This is a genomic window from Variovorax sp. SPNA7 (assembly GCF_033807855.1).
Lineage (GTDB): Bacteria > Pseudomonadota > Gammaproteobacteria > Burkholderiales > Burkholderiaceae_C > Variovorax > Variovorax beijingensis.
Map to the genome: position 1 here is coordinate 101524 of NZ_CP138513.1, position 22703 is coordinate 124226.

At 69.8% G+C, this 22703-nt stretch carries 21 protein-coding genes; 4 read left to right on the forward strand and 17 right to left on the reverse strand.

Annotated elements, in window-relative coordinates; all coding sequences use genetic code 11:
• Positions 1-2: 2 nt before the first annotated feature.
• From RZE77_RS00510 to RZE77_RS00530, 5 genes are read right to left on the reverse strand one after another with little or no spacing between them, the layout of a single operon-like run.
• Positions 3-803, reverse strand: coding sequence for an ABC transporter permease (locus RZE77_RS00510; protein ID WP_319440218.1), 801 nt, complete (start codon positions 801-803; stop codon positions 3-5).
• Entirely contained in the window at positions 800-1570 is a 771-nt protein-coding gene (locus tag RZE77_RS00515; RefSeq protein WP_319440219.1) for an ABC transporter permease, read from the reverse strand. Before RZE77_RS00515 ends, RZE77_RS00510 begins: the two co-directional genes overlap by 4 nt.
• On the reverse strand, positions 1563-2345 hold the full coding sequence (locus tag RZE77_RS00520; RefSeq protein ID WP_018903340.1) for an ABC transporter ATP-binding protein: 783 nt from the start codon (positions 2343-2345) through the stop codon (positions 1563-1565). Before RZE77_RS00520 ends, RZE77_RS00515 begins: the two co-directional genes overlap by 8 nt.
• Positions 2342-3286 carry an ABC transporter substrate-binding protein gene (locus RZE77_RS00525; protein WP_319440220.1) on the reverse strand — a complete coding sequence of 315 codons (945 nt, stop codon included), beginning with the start codon at positions 3284-3286 and terminating at the stop codon, positions 2342-2344. The genes RZE77_RS00520 and RZE77_RS00525 overlap by 4 nt, the downstream gene beginning before the upstream one ends.
• A complete protein-coding gene (locus RZE77_RS00530; RefSeq protein ID WP_319440221.1) occupies positions 3283-4011 on the reverse strand; it encodes a TetR/AcrR family transcriptional regulator in 729 nt (242 codons plus the stop codon). Before RZE77_RS00530 ends, RZE77_RS00525 begins: the two co-directional genes overlap by 4 nt.
• Before the next feature lie 99 nt (positions 4012-4110).
• On the opposite strand from RZE77_RS00530, the gene RZE77_RS00535 reads away from it, so the two are divergent.
• Positions 4111-6126, forward strand: coding sequence for an acetoacetate--CoA ligase (locus tag RZE77_RS00535; protein ID WP_319440222.1), 2016 nt, complete (start codon positions 4111-4113; stop codon positions 6124-6126).
• On the opposite strand, the gene RZE77_RS00540 is transcribed toward RZE77_RS00535, so the two are convergent.
• The 10 genes from RZE77_RS00540 to hydA form a co-directional block, all read right to left on the reverse strand.
• Complete coding sequence (locus RZE77_RS00540) at positions 6105-8051, reverse strand: adenylate/guanylate cyclase domain-containing protein (RefSeq protein WP_319440223.1); 1947 nt, start codon at positions 8049-8051, stop codon at positions 6105-6107. The two genes, RZE77_RS00535 and RZE77_RS00540, sit on opposite strands and share 22 nt — an antisense overlap.
• Before the next feature lie 191 nt (positions 8052-8242).
• Positions 8243-8956 carry a 2OG-Fe(II) oxygenase gene (locus RZE77_RS00545; protein WP_319440224.1) on the reverse strand — a complete coding sequence of 238 codons (714 nt, stop codon included), beginning with the start codon at positions 8954-8956 and terminating at the stop codon, positions 8243-8245.
• Between the two features lie 86 nt (positions 8957-9042).
• Positions 9043-9831 carry a 2-keto-4-pentenoate hydratase gene (locus RZE77_RS00550; RefSeq protein WP_319440225.1) on the reverse strand — a complete coding sequence of 263 codons (789 nt, stop codon included), beginning with the start codon at positions 9829-9831 and terminating at the stop codon, positions 9043-9045.
• The gene (locus tag RZE77_RS00555) at positions 9807-11186 is read right to left on the reverse strand and encodes an amidase (protein ID WP_319440226.1); all 1380 of its coding nucleotides are present in this window, start codon (positions 11184-11186) and stop codon (positions 9807-9809) included. The genes RZE77_RS00550 and RZE77_RS00555 overlap by 25 nt, the downstream gene beginning before the upstream one ends.
• A 7-nt stretch (positions 11187-11193) precedes the next feature.
• The gene (locus RZE77_RS00560; protein ID WP_319440227.1) at positions 11194-12237 is read right to left on the reverse strand and encodes a TRAP transporter substrate-binding protein; all 1044 of its coding nucleotides are present in this window, start codon (positions 12235-12237) and stop codon (positions 11194-11196) included.
• Positions 12237-13529, reverse strand: a complete 1293-nt coding sequence (locus RZE77_RS00565; RefSeq protein ID WP_319440228.1) for a TRAP transporter large permease — start codon at positions 13527-13529, stop codon at positions 12237-12239. Before RZE77_RS00565 ends, RZE77_RS00560 begins: the two co-directional genes overlap by 1 nt.
• Entirely contained in the window at positions 13526-14188 is a 663-nt protein-coding gene (locus tag RZE77_RS00570; RefSeq protein WP_319440229.1) for a TRAP transporter small permease subunit, read from the reverse strand. The genes RZE77_RS00565 and RZE77_RS00570 overlap by 4 nt, the downstream gene beginning before the upstream one ends.
• 11 nt (positions 14189-14199) lie before the next feature.
• Entirely contained in the window at positions 14200-15282 is a 1083-nt protein-coding gene (locus tag RZE77_RS00575) for a TRAP transporter substrate-binding protein (RefSeq protein ID WP_319440230.1), read from the reverse strand.
• A 175-nt stretch (positions 15283-15457) separates the two neighbouring features.
• Complete coding sequence (locus tag RZE77_RS00580; protein WP_319440231.1) at positions 15458-16294, reverse strand: IclR family transcriptional regulator; 837 nt, start codon at positions 16292-16294, stop codon at positions 15458-15460.
• Positions 16295-16354: 60 nt separating this feature from the next.
• Positions 16355-17782, reverse strand: a complete 1428-nt coding sequence (gene hydA / locus RZE77_RS00585) for a dihydropyrimidinase (RefSeq protein ID WP_319440232.1) — start codon at positions 17780-17782, stop codon at positions 16355-16357.
• A gap of 126 nt (positions 17783-17908) precedes the next feature.
• Between hydA and RZE77_RS00590 the strand changes: the two genes are divergently transcribed.
• Complete coding sequence (locus RZE77_RS00590) at positions 17909-18634, forward strand: maleate cis-trans isomerase family protein (RefSeq protein WP_319440233.1); 726 nt, start codon at positions 17909-17911, stop codon at positions 18632-18634.
• 36 nt (positions 18635-18670) lie between these two features.
• Here the strand turns inward: RZE77_RS00590 and RZE77_RS00595 are convergent, their stop codons facing one another.
• Positions 18671-19075, reverse strand: coding sequence for a phage holin family protein (locus tag RZE77_RS00595; protein WP_018903329.1), 405 nt, complete (start codon positions 19073-19075; stop codon positions 18671-18673).
• A gap of 50 nt (positions 19076-19125) precedes the next feature.
• On the reverse strand, positions 19126-20067 hold the full coding sequence (locus RZE77_RS00600) for a LysR substrate-binding domain-containing protein (RefSeq protein WP_319440234.1): 942 nt from the start codon (positions 20065-20067) through the stop codon (positions 19126-19128).
• A gap of 176 nt (positions 20068-20243) precedes the next feature.
• On the opposite strand from RZE77_RS00600, the gene RZE77_RS00605 reads away from it, so the two are divergent.
• Together RZE77_RS00605 and RZE77_RS00610 are read left to right on the forward strand one after the other, a co-directional pair.
• Positions 20244-21443 carry an acyl-CoA dehydrogenase gene (locus RZE77_RS00605; RefSeq protein WP_093435448.1) on the forward strand — a complete coding sequence of 400 codons (1200 nt, stop codon included), beginning with the start codon at positions 20244-20246 and terminating at the stop codon, positions 21441-21443.
• Between the two features lie 11 nt (positions 21444-21454).
• Complete coding sequence (locus RZE77_RS00610; RefSeq protein WP_319440235.1) at positions 21455-22696, forward strand: CaiB/BaiF CoA transferase family protein; 1242 nt, start codon at positions 21455-21457, stop codon at positions 22694-22696.
• The last annotated feature ends 7 nt before the right edge of the window (positions 22697-22703 follow it).

The following is a 22703-nucleotide window of genomic DNA, read 5'->3' on the forward strand; positions in this document are numbered from 1 at the left end:
CGTCAGGGCTGCTGCCAGCGCAGCAGCCGCTTCTCGGCAAAGGCCAGCAGCGCGTTGCTCGCGAAGCCGATCAGCCCGAGCAGCGCGATGCCGGCGAACAGGTCGCTCGCGCGGAATGCGCGCGCGGCCAGCAGAATGGCCTGGCCCAGGCCGCTTTGCGAGGCGATCATCTCGCCCACCACTGCGACGATCAGCGCAATGGTCAGCGCAAGCCGCATGCCGGCCAGGATGTCGGGCATGGCGTTGGGCAGGCCCATCTTCCAGACGAAAGCCGCGCGCGACATCTGCAGGCAGCGCGCCACTTCCGACAACCTGGGCTCAACGGCCGCGAAGCCGTGCACCGTGGCCAGCAGCACCGGCCACATCGCGCCGAAGGCCACCACGAACAGCACCATGCCGGGGTTCAGCCCGAAGATCGAGATCGCGAGCGGCAGCAGCGCCGAGGCGGGCAGCGGGCGAATGAACTCGAGCGTCGGCTGCACCCACGCGCGCACCGCGGGCGACACGCCAATGGCCGCGCCCAGCAGCACACCGAACAGCGACGCCAGCAGCCAGCCCTGCACCATGCGGCCGACCGTGGCCTGCGTGAAGGCGAGCAGCTCGCCGTGACCCCCGTTTCCGTTCGGGCCCGGGAGGTTGAGACCTTCGAGCAGGCTGGCGAAGGTGGCCTGCGGTGTCGGCAGGAACACGCGGCTCACCCAGCCCGCGTTGCTCGCGATCCACCACAGCGCAATCAATGCCGAGAGCACGGCGAGCGAGCCGAGCCGATTCACCAAGATGCCAACGCGGCTGTTGCCGTTCATGGCAGCACCCCCATGCGCCGCGCCACCACGCGCTGCAGCAGCACCATGCCCGCATTGACCGCAAAGCCCACCACGCCGATCCAGCCCAGCCACGCAAGCATCAGCGCGGGGTCGAAGCTCTGCTGCGCGATCATCATCGCGTAGCCCATGCCATTGGGATTGGCCGCAATCTCCACCGTGACGGCCACCACCAGCGCCACCGCCACGCCGAGGCGCAGCGCCACGAACAGGCGCGGCACGATGGCCGGCAGCACGATCTTGAAGGCACGCTCGCGCGCCGAGAGGCCCAGCACGCGGCTCACCTCGAGCAGCCGCGGTTCGATCTGCTGCACCGCCGACTGCACCAGCACCAGCAGCGGCCAGAAGGTGGCAAAGGCGACGATGGCCAGCTCCATGCGCACGCCGAAACCGAAGGTCAGCATCGCGAGCGGAATCAGCGCCACCGAGGGCACGGGCCGCAGCACCTCGATCGACAGCGAGCCGAGCTGCGCAGCGCGGCGCGAGAGCCCGAGCACGAGGCCCAGCGCAATGCCGAGCACCGCGCCCAGCAGCAGGCCGAGCGCCGCCGTGCCCAGCGTGAAACCCGTCGCCTGCCACAGCGAGCCGTCGAGCGCCGCGCCCATGAAGGCCCTGACCGCCGCGCTCGGCGGGGCGAGCGCGGCGCTGCCCAAGGCGGCCGCGCGCCGCGCGTACCACTCGAAGGCGCCGACCAGCAGGGCCGGAAAGACCCAGGGCCGCAGCCAGCGCAGGAGGCGGCGTTCAGTCATGGCTTTGCTCGATGAAGGCGAACAACTCGCGTCGCAGCTGCAGATATTCCGGATGCTCCTTCGTCGTGAGCTGGTCGCGCGGCCGCGGAATCTTCACATCGATCATCCGCGCCAGGCTGGGCCGCCCCGGCCCGGGGTTGGCCTGCAGCGCGATCACGCGGTCGCCGAGGTAGATGGCCTCTTCGAGATCGTGCGTGACGAACAGCACCGTGAGCCCGTCGTCGCGCACCAGCCGCGCGAGCTCGTCCTGCAGGCTCTGGCGCGTGAGCGCATCGAGCGCGCCGAAGGGCTCGTCCATCATCATGAGTTCGGGCTTCTGCGCCAGGCAGCGGGCAATTTGCGCGCGCTGCTGCATGCCGCCCGAAAGCTGCACCGGAAACTTCTGCGCATGCTTCGCGAGGCCCACTTTGCCGAGCACCTCGGCAATGCGCGGCGCGCGCTCGGCCGCGGGCACGCCAGCCGCTTCCAGTGCGAGGCTCACGTTGCCTTCCACCGTGCGCCAGGGCAGCAGCGCGCGGCCGTAGTCCTGGAACACGAAGGCCACTTCGCGCGACGGCTCGCTCATCTTCACGCCCTTGCGCCGCACCTCGCCGGCGCTCGCGGCCACCAGGCCGCTGGCCGCGCGCAGCAGCGTGGTCTTGCCGCAGCCGCTCGGGCCCACGATGCAGACGAACTCGCCGCGCGCCACATCGAACGAGGTGGGCGACAGGATCTCGCGCCCGCCGAGCCGGATCGCGACGCCGTCGAAGCGAAGGAAGTCGGCGGCCGTGCTCACTTGGCGATCAGCTTCGCAACGTCGATGGAGGTCTTGAGCATGTCCTGGTCCTTCATCAGGCCGACCCAGTAGCCCAGCTGCTTCTCGTTCACCGTGGCGCCGGGCGGCGAGATCTGGATCTTCGCGAGCACCTCGGGCGGCAGCTTGATGTACTTGCCGATGGCCGCGCGCACCTTGGCGTCGTTCTTCGGCTGCTGCATGAAAGAAGCGGCCTCGACCAGCGACTCGCGGAACGCGCGCGCGGCGGCCGGGTTCTTGGCCACCCATTCGCGCTTGGCCGCATGCACGATGGTCTGGTTGTTCTCGGGCAGGAAGGTGGAGTAGTACGAGGCCACGTAGCCCGCGCCGCTCTCGGTGATGCGGCTCATGAACGGGTCGGCCGACACCACCGCATCGACCGAGCCGCCGCGCAGCAGGTCGGCATGCTGCGGGAACGAGGCCTCGACGAAGTTGACCTTGCGGTAGTCCACGCCGCTCTCCTTGAGCCAGGCACGGAAGGTCACGTGCAGGAACGCGCCGAGCCCCGGCACGCCGATCTTCTTGCCCACGCAGTCCTGCGGCCCCTTGATGCCCGAGCCGGCGCGCGCCACCAGGCCGAAGCCCGTGATGGTCTTCGAGGTGAGCCCGCCGCCGGCCACCAGCACCAGGTCGAGCCCGCCGTCCACCGCCTGCAGGAACACCGAGGGCGTGGGTCCGCCGATCTGCAGCGAGTCGGACTGCAGCGCGGCGGGAATGGTGGAGTTGAGCGGAATGAACTTGAGCTCGACGTCGAGGTTGCGCTTCTTGAAGTAGCCCTCTTCCGCGGCCACGAAGACCGAGGCGAAGTCGGACACGGCCGTGTAGCCGAACACGATCTTCGGGTTCGATTGCGCGCGCGAGGGCAGCGCCGCGGCGGCCGAGGCGGCGGCCAGCGCCGAGAGCAGGGTGCGTCGTTTCATCATGTCTTCTGTCTCCTGGGGGTGGTTTTCTTCTGCGGGGCCTTGGGTCGCGGCAGCGCGGCGCGCAGCCCGCCGACGATGAAGTTCACGAGCATCGGCGCCACGGCCGGATCGCTGCGCCGGTTCTCGCCGCGCGAGAGCCGCTCGATGCGGCTGTCGTTCAGGTGGTGCAGCAGCGCCCCGAGCGAGAACTGGTAGCCCCAGGCAGCCTGTCCGCGCGTGGCATGCGGCAGCGCGACATGCAGCGCATCGATGTAGGCCTCGGCCAGCGGATCGAAGTAGCCGCGCAGCACGCGGTCGGCTTCCTCGGTGGCGTGGTAGAGCTCGCGTGCCACCAGGAGCGCGTAGTACTCGCCCTCGGCGCTCGCGCGCAGCGCCAGCACCGGCCCGGTGAAGGCCTCGATGATGCGCGGCAGCGTGCGCGCGTCGTCGGGGTCGTTGTTCACGGCCTTGAGGCCCGCGAGCCGTTCCTCGATGCTGTGGCTCCAGTGCTCGAAGATCGCATGGAAGAGCTCGTGCTTCGGGCCGAAGTAATAGCCCACCAGCGCCAGCGGCACGCCTGCCTCCTCGGCGATCTGGCGGATGGTCACCGCGTGGTAGCCGTGCTGCGCAAAAAGCTTTTCCGCTGCCAGCAGGATGGCGTGGCGCCGATCGGGCCGGGCGGCCTCGGCGGTGATGGCCACGGCGCGGTGGGCGCTTCGCCTGGCGGGCGGGGTGCGGGTGCTCATCGGGCGTATTGAACGTCTGTACAAAACTATTGAACACACGTACAAACCCTGAGGTCAAACCCGGTTGAACGGCGCGGAATGCAGCATTAGGCTCGGTGCATGCCCGCTCCCAACATTCCCCAGATCCGCCTCTACCAGAACTGGCTGCGCGAGCAGCGCGGCCTGTCCTTCGACACCTACGACGCGCTGTGGCGCTGGTCCGTGACCGATCTCGACGCCTTCTGGCAGAGCATCTGGGACTACATGGGCATCGTGTCGCCCACGCCGCACACGGCGGTGCTGGCTGACGACCGCATGCCCGGCGCGACGTGGTTTCCGGGCGCGCAGGTCAACTACGCGCGCGAGGTGCTGCGCCATGCCGACGCGGCGCATGCGGCCGGCATGCCCGCCATCGTGAGCGACAACGAACTGGGCGAAGTGCGCGAGATGTCCTGGCCCGAGCTGCGCCGGCAGGTGGCTTCGGTGGCGCTCACGCTCAAGTCGTTGGGCATCCAGCGCGGCGACCGCGTGGCCGCCTACCTGCCCAACGTGCCCGAGACCATGGTGGCCTTTCTCGCATGTTCGAGCATCGGCGCGGTGTGGAGCGTGTGTGCGCCCGACATGGGTACGGCCGCCGTGGTCGACCGCTTCCGCCAGATCGAGCCCACGCTGCTGATCGCCGCCGACGGCGTGCACTACGGTGCCAAGCCCATCGACCGCAGCGCGGTGGTGCAGGAACTGCGCGATGCGCTGCCCAGCGTGCAGAAGCTGCTGTTGCTGCGCACGCCGCATGCCGCGCAGCAACTCGCTGCCGATGCCGACTGGCAGGGCGCCAGCGCGCGCCGCGACGCCGAGGTGGCGGCCTTCGAGCCCGAGTGGCTGCCCTTCGACCATCCGATCTGGATCGTCTATTCGAGCGGCACCACCGGCCTGCCCAAGCCCATCGTGCACGGGCAGGGCGGCATCATCATGACGATGTACGCCTGCGGGCTGCACAACGACATCGGCGCGAGCTACGGCGCCAACAACTTCGATGAGCGCTTCCATTGGTACAGCTCGACCGGCTGGGTCATGTGGAACTGCCAGCTCGCGGGCCTGGCCTTCGGCGCGACCATCGTCATCTACGACGGCCATCCGGCCGGCAGCAAGGAGAAGCCCGACTGGGCCGTGCTGTGGCGCTTCGTCGCGAAGCACCGCATCAGCTTCTTCGGCGCCGGTGCGGCCTACTTCACCAACTGCATGAAGGCCGGCGTGGTCGCGGCCGGGTGCGGCGACCTGTCGCGCGTGCGCGCGCTCGGCAGCACCGGCTCGCCGCTGTCGGAAGAGGTGCAGCGCTGGGGCACGGCGCAGCTGCTGGCCGCGGGCGCGAGCAGCGTGTGGTGGTGCAACATCTCGGGCGGCACCGACTTCTGCGGCGCCTTCGTCGGCGGCAACCGCGAGCTGCCCGAAGTGCCCGGCCAGATGCAGTGCCGCCAGATCGGCCATGCGGTGGAGGCCTGGAACGAAGACGGCAAGCCCGTCATCGGCGAAGTGGGCGAGCTGGTCTGCACGCGGCCCATTCCATCGATGCCGCTGTACTTCTGGGGCGACGAAGGCAACGCGCGCTACCTGTCGAGCTACTTCGACACCTACCCAGGTGTCTGGCGCCACGGCGACTGGATCAGGATCGGCGAGGACGGCGGCTGCATCATCTACGGCCGCAGCGACGCCACCATCAACCGCCAGGGCCTGCGCATGGGCACCAGCGAGATCTACAGCGCCGTGGAGGCGCTGCCCGAAGTGCTCGACTCGATGGTGGTCGACCTCGAATACCTGGGCCGCGAAAGCTACATGCCGCTGTTCGTGGTGCTGCGCCCCGGCGTGGCGCTCGACGACGCGATGCGCAGCAGGATCAACAGCGCGATCAAGACCTCGCTCTCACCGCGCTTCCTGCCCAACGACATCTTCCAGGTGGCCGAGATCCCGCGCACGCTCTCGGGCAAGAAGCAGGAGCTGCCGATCAAGAAGCTGCTGCTGGGCCAGCCGCTCGAGAAGGTGGTCAACCCCGAGGCCATGGCCAACCCCGGCTCGCTCGGCTGGTACGTGGAGTTTGCCGCGCGGCGTGCCGGAGCCCCTCAGGGCATCAGCAGTTCGTAGAGCACCATGCGCGTCTGGCGGCCGCGCAGCGCCACCCGCTCGTCGATGCGGCGCGTCTGCAGCCGGCCCTTGAGGCCCGCGAAGGTGACCTCCGAGATCAGCGTGTGCGTGCCCAGCTGCTTGTTGATGCCTTCGATGCGGCTCGCCACGTTGACCACGTCGCCCAGGGCCGTGTACGACAGCCGGTCGTTCGAGCCCAGCACCCCCGCGATCGCCACGCCGGTGTGGATGCCCACGCGCGTGCGGAACTCGGGCAGTCCGTCGGCGCGCCACTTGCGGTTGAGCGCGCCCATCTCGATGTGCAGCTGCAGCGCGGCCAGGCAGGCGCGGTATTCCGCATCCTTCAGGTCCGCGGGCGCGCCCCACAGCACCATGATGCCGTCGCCCATGAACTTGTCGACCACGCCGCCGTAGCGCGCCAGCACGCCCGTCGCCAGGTTGAAGTATTCGGTCAGCATGCGCACGAGCACATTGGCTTCCATCGACTCGGAGATCCGCGTGAAGCCCTCGATGTCGGTGAACATCACGGTCATGCGCCGCGGCGAGCCGCTGGGCGCCAGCGCCTGGCCTTCGGCCACGAGCTGGCTGATCACGTCCACCGGCACGAACTTGCTGAACGCCCTGAGGCTGCGCGCCGACTCGTCCAGCGCCTGGTCCAGGTTCTGGATCTCCAGCACGCGGCTCGGCTCGCGCGGCAGGTTGTCGAGCTCCAGCAGGCCGATGCGGCGCGCGGTCTGTGCGAGCTTCTCGACCGGCGAGGTGACCAGCCTGGACAGCTGCAGCGACACGAACAGCGCCGCCGCGAGCAGTGCCAGGCCCAGCAGCAGCCACCACAGCACGGCGCGCCGCAGCTCGCCGAGCACGAAGTCCTCGGCCACCCAGCTCACCAGCTGCCAGCCGGTGGAGGGAATCGGCGAGGCCTGCGCGAGGTAGGGCCGCCCGTCGTGGTCGAACGAAAAGGCCGCGCCGCTTGCGCTGCCGGCCGTGCCGTCGCCCAGCATCTGCTCGTGCAGCGCGCCCAGCACGCCGGTGGGCGGCTCCGGCTGGCGCAGCACGCCGGGCTGGTCGCTGCGCGCCAGCACCTGAAAGTCGGCGCCCAGCACGGCGCTGTCGCCACGGCCGTCGCTCGCGAACAGCCGCACGAACTGCGAGAGCCGGCCCAGCGAGACGTCGCCGCCCACCACCAGCATCTTCGAGCCGCCTTCGGCATGGCGGCGCTTGCTGGTCAGGGTGTAGGTCACGCCCAGCTCCTGCGTCGCGGCGAAGGCATAGGGTGCCGTCCACAGGGGCCTTTGCATCTGGCGGGCCTGCTGGTACCAGCGCTGCAGCCGCGGGTCGTAGCTGCTGCGGAAGGACTCGATGCGCTGCGTGGCGAAGCGCTGCTGCGCGTCGATCTCGGGCGCGGGCGGCAGCTTGTACTGCCAGGTCTCGATGGCGAGTTCGCCGGCGCCCGCGCTGCGCGCGATGCGCCGGATAGCCGGCACCGGGTGGCGCTGTGCCATCAGCATCTGGCCGGTGTCGTCGGCCACGTAGAGGCTGTCGAGTTCGGGCGCCTGCTGCAGCAGGGTCCAGAGAAGCTCGGCCGTGCGCTGCGCATGTTCGCCCGCGGCACCGAGGCTGGGCGCAGCGGCCAGCGCGCCGACCGCCGACTCGGTCTTGGCGAGCACGGCGCGCATGTTCTCCTCGGTGCGGTGGTGGTTGGCCGCGTGCGCGGAGGCGCCGATCCTCGCCACCAGCCGCTGCGAGCCCCAGTAGCCGAGCGTGGCCAGCAGCAGCGACTGCGTCAGCGCCACGGCGCTCACGATGGTGCTCACGTCCACCCTGAAGCGGCGCGACAGCCGCGCCACCGCCGCGGAAAATTCAAAGAATGCGAGAGGCGGCTTTCCCGCCCCATCCGCAGACCCGGACGAGTTCTTCTTGTTCATACAGCTCCCTGTCGACCACTCGAACGCACCCGCGGCCGTCACGTCGGGCCGCGGATCGCATCCGGCCGCTCGCTGCTCCGATCGTTTTTGTTGTCGGAAATCATGGCGAGCACCCGGGGTGCAGGGCAGATTTTGCGCGACTTCGGACCGCGCGCGCCATGGCACGGTCGTGCGCAAGACGCGGGCGCTTGCTAGCGCGCGTCGTGGAAGATGATTCCCAGCGTATGCCGCCGCCCCGCGCGCACGTGGCTCACGCCGTGCCGCATGGTGACGCGGTAAGTGCCGCGCGTGCCCGCCACCGGCCGCTGGTTGACCGCGAAGATCACCGCCTCGCCCTGCGCGAGCGCCACCACCTCGGCGCGCGACTGCATGCGCGGGCGCTGCTCGGTGAGCACGAATTCGCCGCCTGTGAAGTCGTCGCCCGGCCGGCTCAGCAGCACCGTGAGCTGCATCGGAAACTGCAGGTCGCCGTACAGGTCCTGGTGCAGGCAGTTGTAGTCTCCTTCGCCGTAGCGCAGCAGCAGCGGCGTGGGGCGCAGCTGGCCCGCCGCATGGCAGCGCGCGAGGTAGGCCGCGTGGTCCGCCGGGTAGTCGGCCGGCTGGCCCATGGCGGCAGCCCATGCGTTCGCGAGCGGCGCGAGGCGCTCGTACAGCGCGCTGCGCCAGGCCGCGATCGAAGCGGGCAGCGGGTTGTCGAAGTACTGGTACTCGCCTTGCCCGAAGCCGTGGCGCTGCATCACCACGCGGCTGCGGAAATGGCCGGGCTCGTCATAGAGCGCGGCCAGCGCGACGCATTCCTTCGGGCTGAACAGGACGCCGGTGGTCGCGCAGCCGCGCGTGGCGAGGTCGGTTTCGATGCGGGGCCAGTCGAGGGCGCGGACGATGTGGGCAGGAGAGGTCGGCATGCAGAAAGTGTGCGTCCGGCGCGACCGCCACGCTCGCTGTTTCCGGACATGGGTTCCGGCCGCGCAGCGATGCCCGCGAACGAATGTCAGAACGAAAGGGCCACGGGCGCCAGCTCGCCGATCTGCACGCGCACCGCCGTGCCCGCCGACGCGAACAGCATGCCGGTGCACGAACCGCTCGTGACGATCTGCCCGGCCTTGAGCCCGGCGCCGCGCGCGGCGCAATGGTTGGCCAGCCACACCAGCAGCGCGCCCGCATCGGGGCTCGGATGCTCGCCCACGGTGTGCGCGACGGTCTGCCCGTCGAAATGCAGCGTGGCCTCGGCATGCCGCAGGTCGAACCAGGCCGGCGCGAAGGGCTGGCGCTGCCCCAGCACCAGCGCACCATGGCTCAGCAGGTCGGCCAGCAGGGCGTTGGCATGGGCGCCGAACCAGTCGGCCAGCCGGGTCTCGACGATCTCGATCACCGGCAGCACCGATTCGACGGCGCCTGCCACGTCGGCCAGCGTGTAGGGCGCGGCGCGCGGCGGCAGGTCGGCGCCCAGCTGGAAGCCGACCTCGGCCTCGATGCCGCGCAGCCGCCATGCCGGGCCCTGCAGCCGCACGCCGCCGGGCAGCAGCCCCTCGGCCGGCAGCGGCGCGCAGGTGGGTTCCTGGCCGGGCGCGCGCGCGCCGACCTTCCAGCCGCCGACCGGGCCGATCGCCGCCAGCGTGGCGTCCTGGATGGCATAGGCCTCGGCGCGGCTGGCCGTCTGCAGCAGCGCCGAGGGCACGCGCCGCCCCTCGCGCCGCGCGAGGTGAAGCGCGTGCGCGGCGCTGGCCGGCGCAAGGCCGCCGGCCAGCGCCGCGCTCACAGGGCGGGAAAGCGCTGCCACGGATGGGCGCGTTCGAATTCGCGGGCCAGCGCCAGCAGCGCGTCGTCGCCGCCTTCGCGCGCGACCAGCTGCAGTCCCACCGGCAGGCCTTCGGCAAAGCCGCAGGGCAGCGCGATCGCGGGCAGGCCCACGGCGTTGACGAAACCCGCGAACACCGCATGGCCGCGCGGGCCGACCTCGCGGCCGTCGATGCGCGGCGGATGCGTGTCGGCGGCGGGCCAGGGCAATGCCGCGGTCGCGGGGGTCAGCAGGAAGTCGTGCTGCTCGAACAGGCCCGCGAGTTCGCCGCGCAGGCGCTCGGCCTCGAACAGCAGCTCGAACAACTCGCGCGCCGAGGCGGCGCGGCCGGTCTCGGTGTTGGCCTGCATCGCGGGGCCGAACAGCGCGGGATCGAAGGGGCGCGGCCAGAGTTCGTGCGGATGGTCCACCAGCCAGGCCAGCCCCACCTGCGCGAGCAGCGGCCAGCGCTGGTTCACCGCCTCGGCCAGCGCGAAGCGCGGCAGCGTCGTGACCTCGTGCCCGAGCGCGGCCAGGTTCTCGGCGGCGGCATCCACCAGCCGCGCGATGCGCGGGTCCACCGGATGGTCCGCGAAGCGCGGCAGGTAGAGGATGCGCGCGGGCTTGGCTTCGTGCGGTGCATCGGCCGCCGCGCGCGGCGCGATTGCCCGCATGACCGCGGCCACGTCGTCCACGCAGCGCGCCATCGGCCCCACCACCTCGAAGTCCAGGAAGATCGGCGGCAGCCCGTTGCCGCGCCGCACGCGGCCGCGCGAGGGCTTGAGCCCGACAAGGTTGGTGTGCGAGGCGGGCCGGCGGATGGAGCCGCCGCCATCGGTGCCCAGCGCGATCGGGCAGCCGCCCGCGGCCACCAGCGCCACCGCGCCGCCCGAGGAGCCGCCGGGCGTGAGCGCCGGATTCCACGGATTGCCGGTGGGCCCGAACACCGGGTTGCCCGTGTAGCCCTGCATCGTGAACTCGGGCACGTTGGTCTTGCCGAAGATCACCGCGCCGGCTTCGCGCAGCCGCGCCACCGGCAGCTCGTCGCGCTCGGCGACGAGGCCGGCCAGCGCGCGGCTGCCCCAGTGCGTGGGCAGGCCGCGCACCTGCAGGTTGTCCTTGATGGTGGCCGGCACGCCGTCGAGCGCGCCGAGCGCGCGGCCCGAGCGCCAGCGCGCGGTGCTTTGCGCGGCGGCCTCGGCCGCGCCTTCGGCATCGAGCACCACCAGCGCATTGAGCCGCGGGTTCACTTCGGCCGTGCGTTCCAGGCAGGCGGCGAGCGCCTGGTCCGGCGTGAAGGCGCCGGCGCCAAAGCCTTCGGCGAGCTGGGCCGCCGTGAGTTGCCAGAGTGCTTTCATCGTGCGCTTACCGGAGGCCCACCACCGGCGCGACGACCTGCTTCCAGGTGGCCGAGCACTTGTCGTAGGACTTGTCGCAAACCTCGGCCCACAGCGGCAGCGAGACCGCGCCGACCGCGTCGCGCACCAGCTTCTGGTCGGCCGGCTTCACCGGCACTTCCTTCATGGCGTAGCGCTTGCCGAGCTTGCAGGGATCGCGCCCCACGTTGCAGCGCGAGGCGTCGTCCCACAGCTCGCGCGAATAGGCCCAGGTGTCGGTCTCCAGCTGCTGGAAGGCGGCCGCCATCCTGGCCTGCTGCGCGGGCGGCAGCGCATTCCACTTCTTCAGGTTGATGGCATAGGCGACGAAGTGGATCTGGAAGCCGATCGGCATGACATGCGTGGTCACCTCGGGCCAGCCGGCCGAGTTGGCGGAGCTCGGCCCGGTGATCGCGCAGTCGACCACGCCGCGCTCCAGCGCCTGCTGCGTCTCGGTGAAGGCCAGCGCCACCGGAATGCCGTCGAGCCGCTCGATGAAGCGCGCGAGCGACTGGTCGCTCACGCGCACCTTCTTGCCCTTGAGGTCGGCAAGGCCCGCAATCGGGGTCTTGCAGAACATGATCTGCGGGCCGAACGGATAGGTGCCCAGCAGCTTGGCGCCGTGGCGCTCCTGCAGCCGCGTGTCGAGCGGCGCGCGGTAGGCATCGACCACCTTGCGCGCGGTGTCGTAGTCGGTCGAGAGGCCGACGATGTCGGGGCCGAGCAAGAACGGATCGTCGCGCGAGACCTGCGCGAGCCGCAGCGCCACGATGTCGAACAGCCCCGACTTGAGCACGCGCAGGCTGTCGGCGTCCTTCATGCCGAGCACGTCGAGCGGCTTGTAGTCGGCATCGATCGGCAGTCCGGTGTTCTTCGCGAAGTTCTCGAAGAAGGGCTGCTCCTTGTGCTGCTGGATCTGGCCGCCGGACACCAGGCTGCCCGCCACGCGCAGCCGCGTGTTCTGGGCCGGCGCGGGCAGCGCCAGGGCGAGGGCGGCCGCGGCAACGAATACGAGCTTGAGTTTCTTCACCATCACATGCGTCCCGGCAGCCAGGTCACCAGCTGCGGCACGGCCAGCAGCAGCAGGGTGAACAGGATCATGATCAGCGCATAGGGCAGCGCGCCCCAGATCGCGTCCTCGATGCCGCCCTTGTCGGGCCGGATGCCGTGCACCACGAACAGGTTCATGCCCACCGGCGGCGTGATGAGCCCGAGCTCGCACATCAGCACGATGAAGATGCCGAACCAGATCGGATCGACCCCCAGCGCGGTGGCGATCGGATAGGTGATCGGAATGGTCGCCACCTGCATCGACAGCACGTCCATGAACATGCCCAGCACCAGGTAGAACACCATCAGCGCGAGGATCAGCCCCGTGGCCGACAGGCCCAGGCCCGAAACCCACTTGGTCATGGCCTCGGCCACGCCGGTGAGGCTCACCGTCAGGTTCAGCACGAAGGCCGCCACCACGATCAGCAGGATCATGCCGCTCACGCGGGCGGTCGAGACGAAGCAGTTGCGCATCAGCTCCCAGCTCAGCTTGCCCGAATGCAGCACGAAGCCCAGCGCCGCAATCACGCCCAGCGCGGCGCTTTCGGCTGCGGTGGCAATGCCGAAGTAGAGGCTGCCCATGACGATGCCGAACACCACCGCCGGCGGCACCAGGTGCACCAGCGCGCGGATGCGCTGGTCCAGCGGCACCTTGGCCTCGCGCATCGCGTTGCCGCTCGCCAGGCTGGAGCCCGCGATCCAGAGCATGAAGAGGCCGGTCAAGAGCAGGCCCGGGATGATGCCCGCGATGAACAGCTTGCCGATCGAGTTGTTGGTGAGCGAGCCATACACGATCATGTTCACGCTGGGGGGAATCAGGATGCCCAGCGTACCGCCGGCGGCCAGGCTGCCGAGCGAGGCGCGCATCGAGTAGCCGCGCCGCTGCAGCGAAGGCAGCGCCACCGTGCCCACCGTGGCCGCAGTGGCCACCGACGAACCCGAGGTGGCCGCGAACAGCGCGCAGCTGCCGATGTTGGTGTGCAGCAGCCCGCCGGGCAGGCGGCCGAGCCAGGCCGACAGCGCGATGTACATGCGGTCGGCAATGCCCGAGCGCAGCAGCAGTTCGCCGAGCAGCACGAACAGCGGCACCGAGGTCAGCAGGTTCTCGTTCTGCACGCCCCAGACCACGGGCGCAATCGAGTCCAGGAAGGGCGTGCCGTAGGCCGCGATGCCGCCGACGATGCCCACCAGCGCCATCGACACGGCAATCGGCAGGCCAACCAGCATCATGCCGAGCATCGCGAAGAACGCGAAGCCGATGACGAGCATGTTCATGGCTTGCCTCCTTCGCCCGGCTGCGGGGCCTGGCGCACCGCGAGGTCGTCGAGCTCTTCCTTCAGTTCTTCCTTCGCGCTCTTGGGATGGAAGTCGGTGTTCAGCGCCGCGATGTTGCCGCTGAGCAGCAGCCGGGTGGCGCGCAGCGCGAGCCCGCAGGCCACCAGCGCGAAGATCACCAGCCCCGCATACCAGACGCCCTGCGGAATGATCAGCGGCGTGGCCCACGGCGTCTGCGCGGTGCTGCGGTAGGCCATGGTGTCGCCGATCACCTTGAACGCGACCCAGCCGATGAACACCGCGAGCGCCGCCAGCGACACCGCCGAGATCCAGTTCAGCAGCGCCTGCACGCGGACCGGAAACTTCTCGTGGAACACGTCGACGCGGATGTGGTTGCGGCCCATGAGCGCGAGGCTGAAGGCAATGGTCGAGCCCACCGCGAGCGCATAGCCGCCGAGCTCGTCCGCGCCCTGCAGCGAGATGTTGAACAGCTTGCGCGCGGCGGTCTCGATGGTCACGATGACCGACAGGCCGAGGAAGATCGCGCCGAAGAGGGTGGCCAGCACCGTCTCCACGCGCGTCTTGAAGTCGATGCGCCGCGGCGCGGCCGACGCTTCTTCAGGCGAGGCGGCGCCGGGCTGCTGCGGCCGCTCGCTCATGGCCGCGCTGCTCACTTGCTGAGCCCCAGCACCGGCGCCACCGTGGCCTGCCAGCCCTTGGAACAGCCCGGGTTCGACTTGTCGCAGACCTCGGCCCACACCGGCAGCGAGACCTTGCCGACCGCGCCGCGCACCAGCTCGAGGTCGGCCGGCGTGACCGGCACGTCGACCAGCTTGAACTTCTTGCCGGTGGTGCACGGGTCCTTGCCGGCGTTGCAGTTCAGCGCGTCGCGGAACAGCTCCTCGGAGTACTTCCACACCTCTTCGGTCAGGCCGTCGAAGGCCGCCTTGAGCTTGGCCTGCTGGTCGGGCTTGAGCGCGTTCCACGACTTCATCGTCATGCCGTAGCCGTTGAGCGCCATCTGGAAGCCGATGGCCAGCTGGTGGGTCGTGACCTCGGGCCAGCCGGCCGAGTTGGCCGAACTCGGCCCGGTGATGGCGCAGTCGACCACGCCGAGCGACAGCGATTGGTGCGTGTCGGCAAACGACACCGGCACCGGTGTGCCGCCCACCATCTCGATGAACTTGGCCAGGTTCTGGTCGTACACGCGCACCTTCATGCCCTTGATGTCGGCCAGCGAGGCGATCGGCTTCTTGCAGAACAAAATCTGCGGGCCGAAGGGCCACACGCCGAGCAGCTTCACGTTGAACTGCTGCTGCAGCCGCGCATCGACCGTGTCGAAGTAGGCCTTGGCCACCTTGCGGCCGGTGGCGTAGTCAGGCGCGGCCCCGACCAGGTCGAGGCCCAGGATCGTCGGCTCGTCGCGCGAGTTCTGCGACACGCGCAGCGAGACGATGTCGAACAGGCCCGCCTTCATCACGCGCAGCTGCTCCGTGTCCTTGATGCCGAGCGTGTCGATCGGCTTGTAGTCGACGTCGATCGGCAGGCCGGTGCGGGCCGCGAAGTTCTCGAAGAAGGGCTGTTCCTTGTTTTTCTGGATCAGCCCGGTGGCCAGCGGCTGGCCGATGGCTTTCAGCTTGATCCGGTCCTGCGCCCGGGCGGCGGGGGGGGCGAGCAGCGTGGCCAGCGCGAGCACGAAGGCCGCGGCAAGCGGCTTTGGGAAAGAAGGCTTGGCAAGAGGGCGCATCGGCATGATTTCTCCTGGGAGGGCAAAGGTGGGCGGATCGGCAAGGCGGCAATGGAGGAGGCCATTGAACCGCGCCGCAAGGCAGGCGCGCAGAGTTTTCCGCGCACCGGGAACGGCAGAAAAAATCGTTCCAGATCAAGCACTTGGCGCCGCGCGCCGGTGGAAGACGGGCGGCCGGCGGCTACTTCGGGCGCCCGCCGTAGGCCGCGGTGATCTCGTCGGCAGCGGCGCGCACCGTGGCGCCGAGCTGCGCGAAGTCGGCCGCCTTGATGCGCTGCGTCGGGCCCACGAGCGAGATCGCGCCGAAGGGCTGGCCGTGCTCGTCGCGGATGGCGGCGGCAATGCAGCGCAGGCCCACGGCGTTCTGCTCGTCGTCCACCGCATAGCCGGCGCGGCGCACCTCGCCCAGCGTTTCGTGCAGCCGCGATGCGCGCGCAATGGTGTTGGGCGTGAGCTTGGGCAGGCCGTAGGTGCGCAGGTACTGCAGCACGTCGTCCTCGGCCATGGCGGCCAGGATGGCCTGCCCCATGGCGGTGCCGTGCAGCGGTGCACGGAAACCCGGCTTGCCGATGGCGCGCATCAGCTCGCGGCTTTCCACCTGCGTGACGAACACGATGTCGCCCAGGTCGGCAATGCCCAGGTTGATGCTTTCGCCCGAGCTGTCGCGCAGCCGCCGCATCACCGGCAGCGCCAGGTGCGCGATGCGGCGCCGGCGCCCGAAGGCCGCGCCCACCGAGAAGCAGCGCACGCCCACATACCAGAGGCTGGTTTCGCGGTCGAACTGGACGAACTGGCGCTGCTCCAGCGTGGTGAGCAGGCGGTGCGCGGTGGACGACGACAGGCCGCTGCGCGCCGCGATGTCGACCAGGCGGTAGCCCTCGTCGTCGTCGGCCAGCAGTTCGAGCAGCTGCATGGCCCGCGTGAGCGATTGCACGGTGCCGTCGCCGTCGCGGTCGATGCGCATGACCTTGCCGGCGGCCTTGGTGGAGGAGGAGCGGGGGGAGCTGCTGTCCGTCATGACGAAATCCTTGCAAGTTGCACGCCACCCCGCGGCCGCCGGCACGCCCATCGCACCCGCTCAGCCGCGCCGCCGGGGCTGCAGCGTGGGCGCGCCGCATGGCAGGAAGCGCCCGTGCCCGGCGCGCCCGGTGAAGGCCGCGCCGTCCCACACCACCTCGCCGCGCGCCAGCGTCATGGCCGGCCAGGCCGACAGGCGCATGCCTTCGTAGGGCGTGTAGTCCACATCGTGGTGCAGCCGTGCATTGCCGAGCACGAACTCGCGTTCCTCCCAGATCACCAGGTCGGCATCGCCGCCGACCGCGATGCTCCCCTTGCGCGGATGCAGCCCGTAGGCCCTGGCCGGGTTGGTGGCCGTGAGCTCGACGAACTTCTGCGCCGTGATGCGCCCGGCCATCACCCCTTCGGACCACAGCAGCGCCATGCGAGTTTCCAGGCCCGGAATGCCGTTGGGAATATGGCGAAACCCGACCTCCTGTCCGCCCGGCTTCTTGCCCTCGGGGTCGTCGAAGCGGAACGGCGCGTGGTCGGACGAGAACACGGTGAAGAGGCCATCGTTGAGGCCGTCCCAGATCACCTGCTGGTTGGCCTTGTCGCGCGGCGGCGGGCTGCACACGCACTTGGCGCCCTGGTAGCTGTCGTCCAGCCCCAAGTCCTCGGCCGTGAGGAAGAGGTATTGCGGGCAGGTCTCGGCGAACACGCTGAGCCCGTGCGCGCGCGCCCAGCGGATCTGTTCCACCGCCTCGCGGCCCGACACGTGCACGATCAGGATCGGCACGTCGACCAGTTCGGCCAGCGCGATCGCGCGGTGCGTGGCCTCGCGCTCCACCAGCATCGGCCGCGCATGCGCGTGGTAGCGCGGCGCGGTGCGCCCGGCCGCTTCGAGGCGGCGCGTGAGCCACTCGATGCAGTCGGCGTTCTCGGCATGGATCATGGCCATGGCACCGTGCTCGCGCGCGACGTCGAGCACGTCCAGCACCTGGCCGTCGTCGAGCTTGAGGTCGTCGTAGGTCATGTAGATCTTGAACGAGCTGTAGCCCTCGCGGATCAGCGCCGGCAGCTCCTCGCGCAGCACCGTGGGCGTCGGGTCGCTCACGATCAGGTGGAAGGCGTAGTCGACATGCGCCTGGCCTTCGGCGCGGCGGTGGTAGTCGTCCACCGCCGCACGCAGCGACTGCCCCTTGGCCTGCGCCGCGAACGGAATCACCGTGGTGGTGCCGCCGCAGGCCGCGCTGCGCGTGCCGCTGGCAAAGCCGTCGGCCATGCGCAGGGGCGCGGGCATCGGCTGGTCGAGGTGGCAGTGGGCATCGACGCCGCCGGGCGTCACCGGCCGGCCGGCCGCGTCGATCTCGCGCGCGCCGCTGTCCAGCGCGAGGCCGAGCTGCACGATGCGCCCCTCGCGCACCCCGATGTCGCACTGGAAGGTGTCGCTGGCCGTGACGGCCTGCGCGTTGCGGATCACCAGGTCGAAGGCCGAGTGGGAGCTCATGGAAGGGCACACCTCATTTTTTGTCAACAAAAGGTATTGAGTATTGTCGACATAATCATCAACAATCGAGCGGCCCGGAAGCAGTGATTACGCTGATGCCGGCCATCCGTACACCAAAGGAAACCCATGACGCGCCCCCTTCGCCTTGGCGTGCTCACGCCCTCGTCCAACACCGCGCTGGAGCCGCTGACCGGCACCCTGGCGGCCTGCGTGCCGGGCTGCAGCGCCCATTTCTCGCGCTTCAGGGTGACGGAGATCTCGCTCTCGGCCGCGGGCCTGGGCCAGTTCGACGACAGCAAGATCCTTGCCGCCGCCGAGCTGCTGGCCGATGCGAAGGTCGACGTGATCGGCTGGAGCGGCACCTCGTCGGGCTGGCTGGGCTTCGATGCCGACCTGCGCCTGGTCGAGCGCATCCGCGAGCGCACCGGCATTGCCGCCACCACCGCCGTGCTGGCGCTCAACGAACTGCTGGCGCTGCGTGGGGTGAACCGGCTCGGGCTGGTGACGCCCTACACCGCCGACGTGCAGCAGCGCATCGTCGACAACTACCGCGCGCTCGGCATCGAGGTGGTGGCCGAGCGCCACCTGGGCATCCGCGTGAACCACGATTTCGCGCTGGTGGAGCCCGCGCAGCTGATGGCGTCGATGCGCGAGGTGGCGGCCGCGCGGCCCGAGGCCATCACCACCTTCTGCACCAACCTGCACGCCGCGCCCCTGGCCGAGGCGTTCGAGGCCGAAACCGGCATTGCGCTGCTCGACACCGTGAGCACCACGGTCTGGGGCCAGCTGCGCGCCGTGGGGGCCGACCCGGCGCAGGTGCGCGGCTGGGGCGCGCTGTTCGGCTGGCGGTAAGGGGCCCGGCTCAGGCCCGGGCTGCGCGGCCTGCAGCTACAGCCACTTGCCGCTGCCCGTCGGCATCTGGATGGTGGTGGCGGGGTCGCCGCTGCTCACCAGCGAATCGATCGCAATGCTCAGCAGCGAGATGAAGATGCTCGCGAAGAACGCGGTCCAGAAGCCCGAAAGCTTGAATCCGCGCACCAGCGCGGCCACCAGCATGATCATCAGCGCGTTGATCACCAGCAGGAAGAGGCCGAGCGTCAACAGCGTCAGCGGCAGCGTGAGCACGATCAGGAGCGGCTTGACGATGGCATTGGCCAGGCCGAGCAGCAGGGCCGAGATCACGAGCGCGGAAGTGCTCTCGAACTTGATGCCGCGAAAGATCAGGCTGGCCACCCACAGCGACAGCGCGGTGATGGCCCAGTGCACGAGAAAGGGAGCGAGGTTGTTCAGCATGGTGTGAGGGGCGCAAGGCGGGGCGCAATGGCGCGCGATGATGCGGACCATCATATCGGCACTGTCTTAGGCGGCGCTGCGCTGCGCTGCGCCTCCGCCAGCAGCCAGTCGCTGAAGAACTTCAGCAGCGGCCGCTGGTCGGCGCGCTCGGGCGTCACGAGGTAGTAGTTGCGCTCGCCCGACAGCGGCCGCGCGCAGGCCACCACCAGTTCGCCGCGCGCGAGTTCGTCGGCCACCAGCATGGTGGGCATCAGCGCCACGCCCAGGCCGTGCGAGGCGGCCGCGGCCAATATGGAAAACAGCTCGTAGCGCGGCCCGCCGCGCGCATTGGGTGCATCGATCTGCTGCGCATCGAACCACTGGCGCCAGCCGTCGGGCCGCGTGCTCTGCTGCAACAGCGGCATCTGCGCGATGGCCGCGGGTGCCACGGGCTTGCCCTTGCGTCCGGGTGACTGCAACAGCGAGGGGCTGCACACCGGCACCACGTCCTCGTGCATCAGCATGAGCGCGCGCGTGCCGGCCCAGTTCTCGACCTGCGCGGGCGTGCCGGCGTACAGCGCGGCATCGAACTCCGCGTCGGCAAACAGGAAAGGCCGGGTGCGCGTCTCGATGTGCACCACCACGTCGGGCTGCAGCGCCGCAAAGCCTTTCAGCCGCGGCATCAGCCAGCGCGTGGCAAAGGTGGGCACCGCCGCCAACGAGAGCGAGCCGCCTTCGCCCTGGTGCGCCATGGCGTCGAGCGTGTCGCGCTCCATCGCCTCGAGCCGCTTGGTGATCTGCCGCGCATAGGCCGCGCCGCTCGCGGTGAGCGCCACGCCGTGGCGGGTGCGGCGGAACAGCGCCACGCCCAGGAAGGCTTCGAGCGTGCCGATCTGGCGCGACACCGCGCTCTGCGTGAGCGCGAGTTCCTGCGCGGCGCGCGTGTAGCTCTCGTGGCGCGCGGCGGCGTCGAAGCACACGAGGGTCTGCAGGGGCGGGATCTTGCGGCGCATGTATGCCGCTAGTGTATGACTGGGCAGGCGCCGTCACCTATGGAAACGTCTTGCCAGGCGGGTGCCAGATGTGCGAAAGACGCATATCTGGGTGAGGATTCATCGTTTGCGCCCGGGCCCCCGCATGGCTAGGATCGGCCCATTCCCCCTCTTTTTCCTCTTCCGGAGACAAGCACATGGCCGCCAAAGCGCAATTCCACTGGGACGACCCCCTTCTTCTCGACCAGCAGCTGACCGACGAAGAACGCATGATCCGCGACGCGGCCAATGCCTACTGCCAGGAGCGCCTCGCGCCCCGTGTCATCGAGGGCTTCCGCAGCGGCGAGACCGACCCCGCCATCTTCCGCGAAATGGGCGCGCTCGGCCTGCTCGGCCCGACGATCCCCGAGCAGTACGGCGGCCCCGGCCTCAACTACGTGGCCTATGGCCTGATCGCCCGCGAAGTCGAGCGCGTCGATTCGGGCTACCGCTCGATGGCCAGCGTGCAGAGCTCGCTCGTGATGGTGCCGATCTTCGAATTCGGCACCGAGGCGCAGAAGCAGAAATTCCTGCCCAAGCTCGCCACCGGCGAATGGATCGGCTGCTTCGGCCTGACCGAACCCGACCACGGCTCCGACCCCGGCAGCATGGTCACGCGCGCCAAGAAGGTGCCGGGCGGCTACTCGCTCAGCGGTGCCAAGATGTGGATCAGCAACTCGCCGATCGCCGACGTGTTCGTGGTCTGGGCCAAGGAAGTCAGCGAAAGCGGCACGGTCGGCCCGATCCGCGGCTTCGTGCTCGAGAAGGGCATGAAGGGCCTGAGCGCCCCCGCGATCCACGGCAAGGTCGGCCTGCGCGCCAGCATCACCGGCGAGATCGTGATGGACGGCGTGTTCTGCCCCGAGGAAAACGCGTTCCCCGAAGTGCAGGGCCTGAAGGGTCCCTTCACCTGCCTCAACAGCGCACGCTACGGCATCTCGTGGGGCGCCCTGGGTGCCGCCGAAGACTGCTGGCACCGCGCCCGCCAGTACACGCTGGACCGCAAGCAGTTCGGCCGCCCGCTCGCCGCCAACCAGCTGATCCAGAAGAAGCTGGCCGACATGCAGACCGAGATCACGCTGGGCCTGCAGGGCAGCCTGCGCCTGGGCCGCATGAAGGACGAGGGCACGGCCTCGGTCGAGATCACATCGATCATGAAGCGCAACAACTGCGGCAAGGCCCTGGACATCGCCCGCCTGGCGCGCGACATGATGGGCGGCAACGGCATCAGCGACGAGTTCGGCGTGGCGCGCCACCTGGTGAACCTCGAGGTGGTCAACACCTACGAAGGCACGCACGACATCCACGCGCTCATCCTCGGCCGTGCCATCACCGGCATCGCCGCCTTCGCCAACTGAACGAAGAGCGCATGACGGCCACCAAGCCCGCAGCCCTGGACGGCATCAAGGTCCTCGATCTGTCCCGCGTGCTCGCGGGCCCGTGGTGCACGCAGATCCTCGCGGACCTGGGGGCCGACGTCATCAAGATCGAACGCCCCGGCGTCGGCGACGACACGCGCACCTGGGGTCCGCCCTTCATCAAGGACGCGGACGGCAACGACACCGACCAGGCCAGCTACTTCACGGCCTGCAACCGCAACAAGCGCTCGGTCACGGTCGACATGGCCACGCCCGACGGGCAGGCGCTCCTGAAGCAGATGGCGGCGCAGGCCGACATCGTGGTGGAGAACTTCAAGACGGGGGGCCTGAAGCAGTACGGCCTCGACCACGAGAGCCTGCGCGCGGCCAACCCGCGCCTCGTCTACTGCAGCGTGACCGGCTTCGGCCATGACGGCCCCTACGCCGAGCGCGCGGGCTACGACCTGATGATCCAGGCCATGACCGGCATGATGAGCATCACCGGGCGCCCCGACGACGTGCCCGGCGGCGGCCCGCTGCGCGTGGGCGTGGCGCTCACCGACCTGTTCACCGGCGTCTATGCAAGCACCGCCATCCTCGCGGCGCTGCAGGTGCGCGACCGCACGGGCGAAGGCCAGCACATCGACATGGCGCTGCTCGACGTGGGCATGGCCATCCTCGCCAACCAGGCCAGCGCCTTCCTCAACACCGGCAAGCCGCCGCAGCGCCAGGGCAACACGCACCCGAGCCTCGCGCCGTACCAGGACTTTCCGACATTGGACGGCTCGATGCTGCTGGCCATCGGCAACAACGGCCAGTTCGCGCGCTTCTGCGAAGCGGCCGGCCATGCCGAGTGGGCCGCCGATGCGCGCTTTGCGAGCAACACGCTGCGCGTGAAGCACCGCGGTGTGCTCATTCCGATGATGGAAGAGCTTACGCGCACCCGCAGCACCGCCGACTGGGTCGCGCTGCTCGAAGACAAGGCCGTGCCCTGCGGCCCGATCAACGACATCGCGCAGGCTTTCGACGACGCGCAGGTCAAGTCGCGCGGCCTGGCCGTCACGCTGCCGCGCGATGCGGGCGACGGTATCGCCAGCATCACCGGCGTGGCGAGTCCGCTGCGCCTGACAGCCACGCCGCCCGTGCTGCGCCATGCGCCGCCGGCGCTCGGGCAGCACACGCGCGAGGTGCTGGCCGAGTTCGGCATCGACGCCGCGCGCTTCGACGCGCTGCGCGCGGCCGGCGTGGTGTAGAGCAAGG

Excerpts from the sequence above, each read along its gene's own strand:
- RZE77_RS00540 (WP_319440223.1), bottom strand. The coding sequence starts at position 8,051 with ATGAACAAGAAGAACTCGTCCGGGTCTGCGGATGGGGCGGGAAAGCCG.
- RZE77_RS00570 (WP_319440229.1), bottom strand. The coding sequence starts at position 14,188 with ATGAGCGAGCGGCCGCAGCAGCCCGGCGCCGCCTCGCCTGAAGAAGCG.
- RZE77_RS00515 (WP_319440219.1), bottom strand. The coding sequence starts at position 1,570 with ATGACTGAACGCCGCCTCCTGCGCTGGCTGCGGCCCTGGGTCTTTCCG.
- RZE77_RS00565 (WP_319440228.1), bottom strand. The coding sequence starts at position 13,529 with ATGAACATGCTCGTCATCGGCTTCGCGTTCTTCGCGATGCTCGGCATG.
- RZE77_RS00595 (WP_018903329.1), bottom strand. The coding sequence starts at position 19,075 with ATGCTGAACAACCTCGCTCCCTTTCTCGTGCACTGGGCCATCACCGCG.
- RZE77_RS00605 (WP_093435448.1), top strand. The coding sequence starts at position 20,244 with ATGGCCGCCAAAGCGCAATTCCACTGGGACGACCCCCTTCTTCTCGAC.
- RZE77_RS00535 (WP_319440222.1), top strand. The coding sequence starts at position 4,111 with ATGCCCGCTCCCAACATTCCCCAGATCCGCCTCTACCAGAACTGGCTG.
- RZE77_RS00600 (WP_319440234.1), bottom strand. The coding sequence starts at position 20,067 with ATGCGCCGCAAGATCCCGCCCCTGCAGACCCTCGTGTGCTTCGACGCC.
- RZE77_RS00575 (WP_319440230.1), bottom strand. The coding sequence starts at position 15,282 with ATGCCGATGCGCCCTCTTGCCAAGCCTTCTTTCCCAAAGCCGCTTGCC.
- RZE77_RS00610 (WP_319440235.1), top strand. The coding sequence starts at position 21,455 with ATGACGGCCACCAAGCCCGCAGCCCTGGACGGCATCAAGGTCCTCGAT.
- RZE77_RS00525 (WP_319440220.1), bottom strand. The coding sequence starts at position 3,286 with ATGATGAAACGACGCACCCTGCTCTCGGCGCTGGCCGCCGCCTCGGCC.
- hydA (WP_319440232.1), bottom strand. The coding sequence starts at position 17,782 with ATGAGCTCCCACTCGGCCTTCGACCTGGTGATCCGCAACGCGCAGGCC.
- RZE77_RS00510 (WP_319440218.1), bottom strand. The coding sequence starts at position 803 with ATGAACGGCAACAGCCGCGTTGGCATCTTGGTGAATCGGCTCGGCTCG.
- RZE77_RS00590 (WP_319440233.1), top strand. The coding sequence starts at position 17,909 with ATGACGCGCCCCCTTCGCCTTGGCGTGCTCACGCCCTCGTCCAACACC.
- RZE77_RS00580 (WP_319440231.1), bottom strand. The coding sequence starts at position 16,294 with ATGACGGACAGCAGCTCCCCCCGCTCCTCCTCCACCAAGGCCGCCGGC.
- RZE77_RS00560 (WP_319440227.1), bottom strand. The coding sequence starts at position 12,237 with ATGGTGAAGAAACTCAAGCTCGTATTCGTTGCCGCGGCCGCCCTCGCC.
- RZE77_RS00545 (WP_319440224.1), bottom strand. The coding sequence starts at position 8,956 with ATGCCGACCTCTCCTGCCCACATCGTCCGCGCCCTCGACTGGCCCCGC.
- RZE77_RS00530 (WP_319440221.1), bottom strand. The coding sequence starts at position 4,011 with ATGAGCACCCGCACCCCGCCCGCCAGGCGAAGCGCCCACCGCGCCGTG.
- RZE77_RS00555 (WP_319440226.1), bottom strand. The coding sequence starts at position 11,186 with ATGAAAGCACTCTGGCAACTCACGGCGGCCCAGCTCGCCGAAGGCTTT.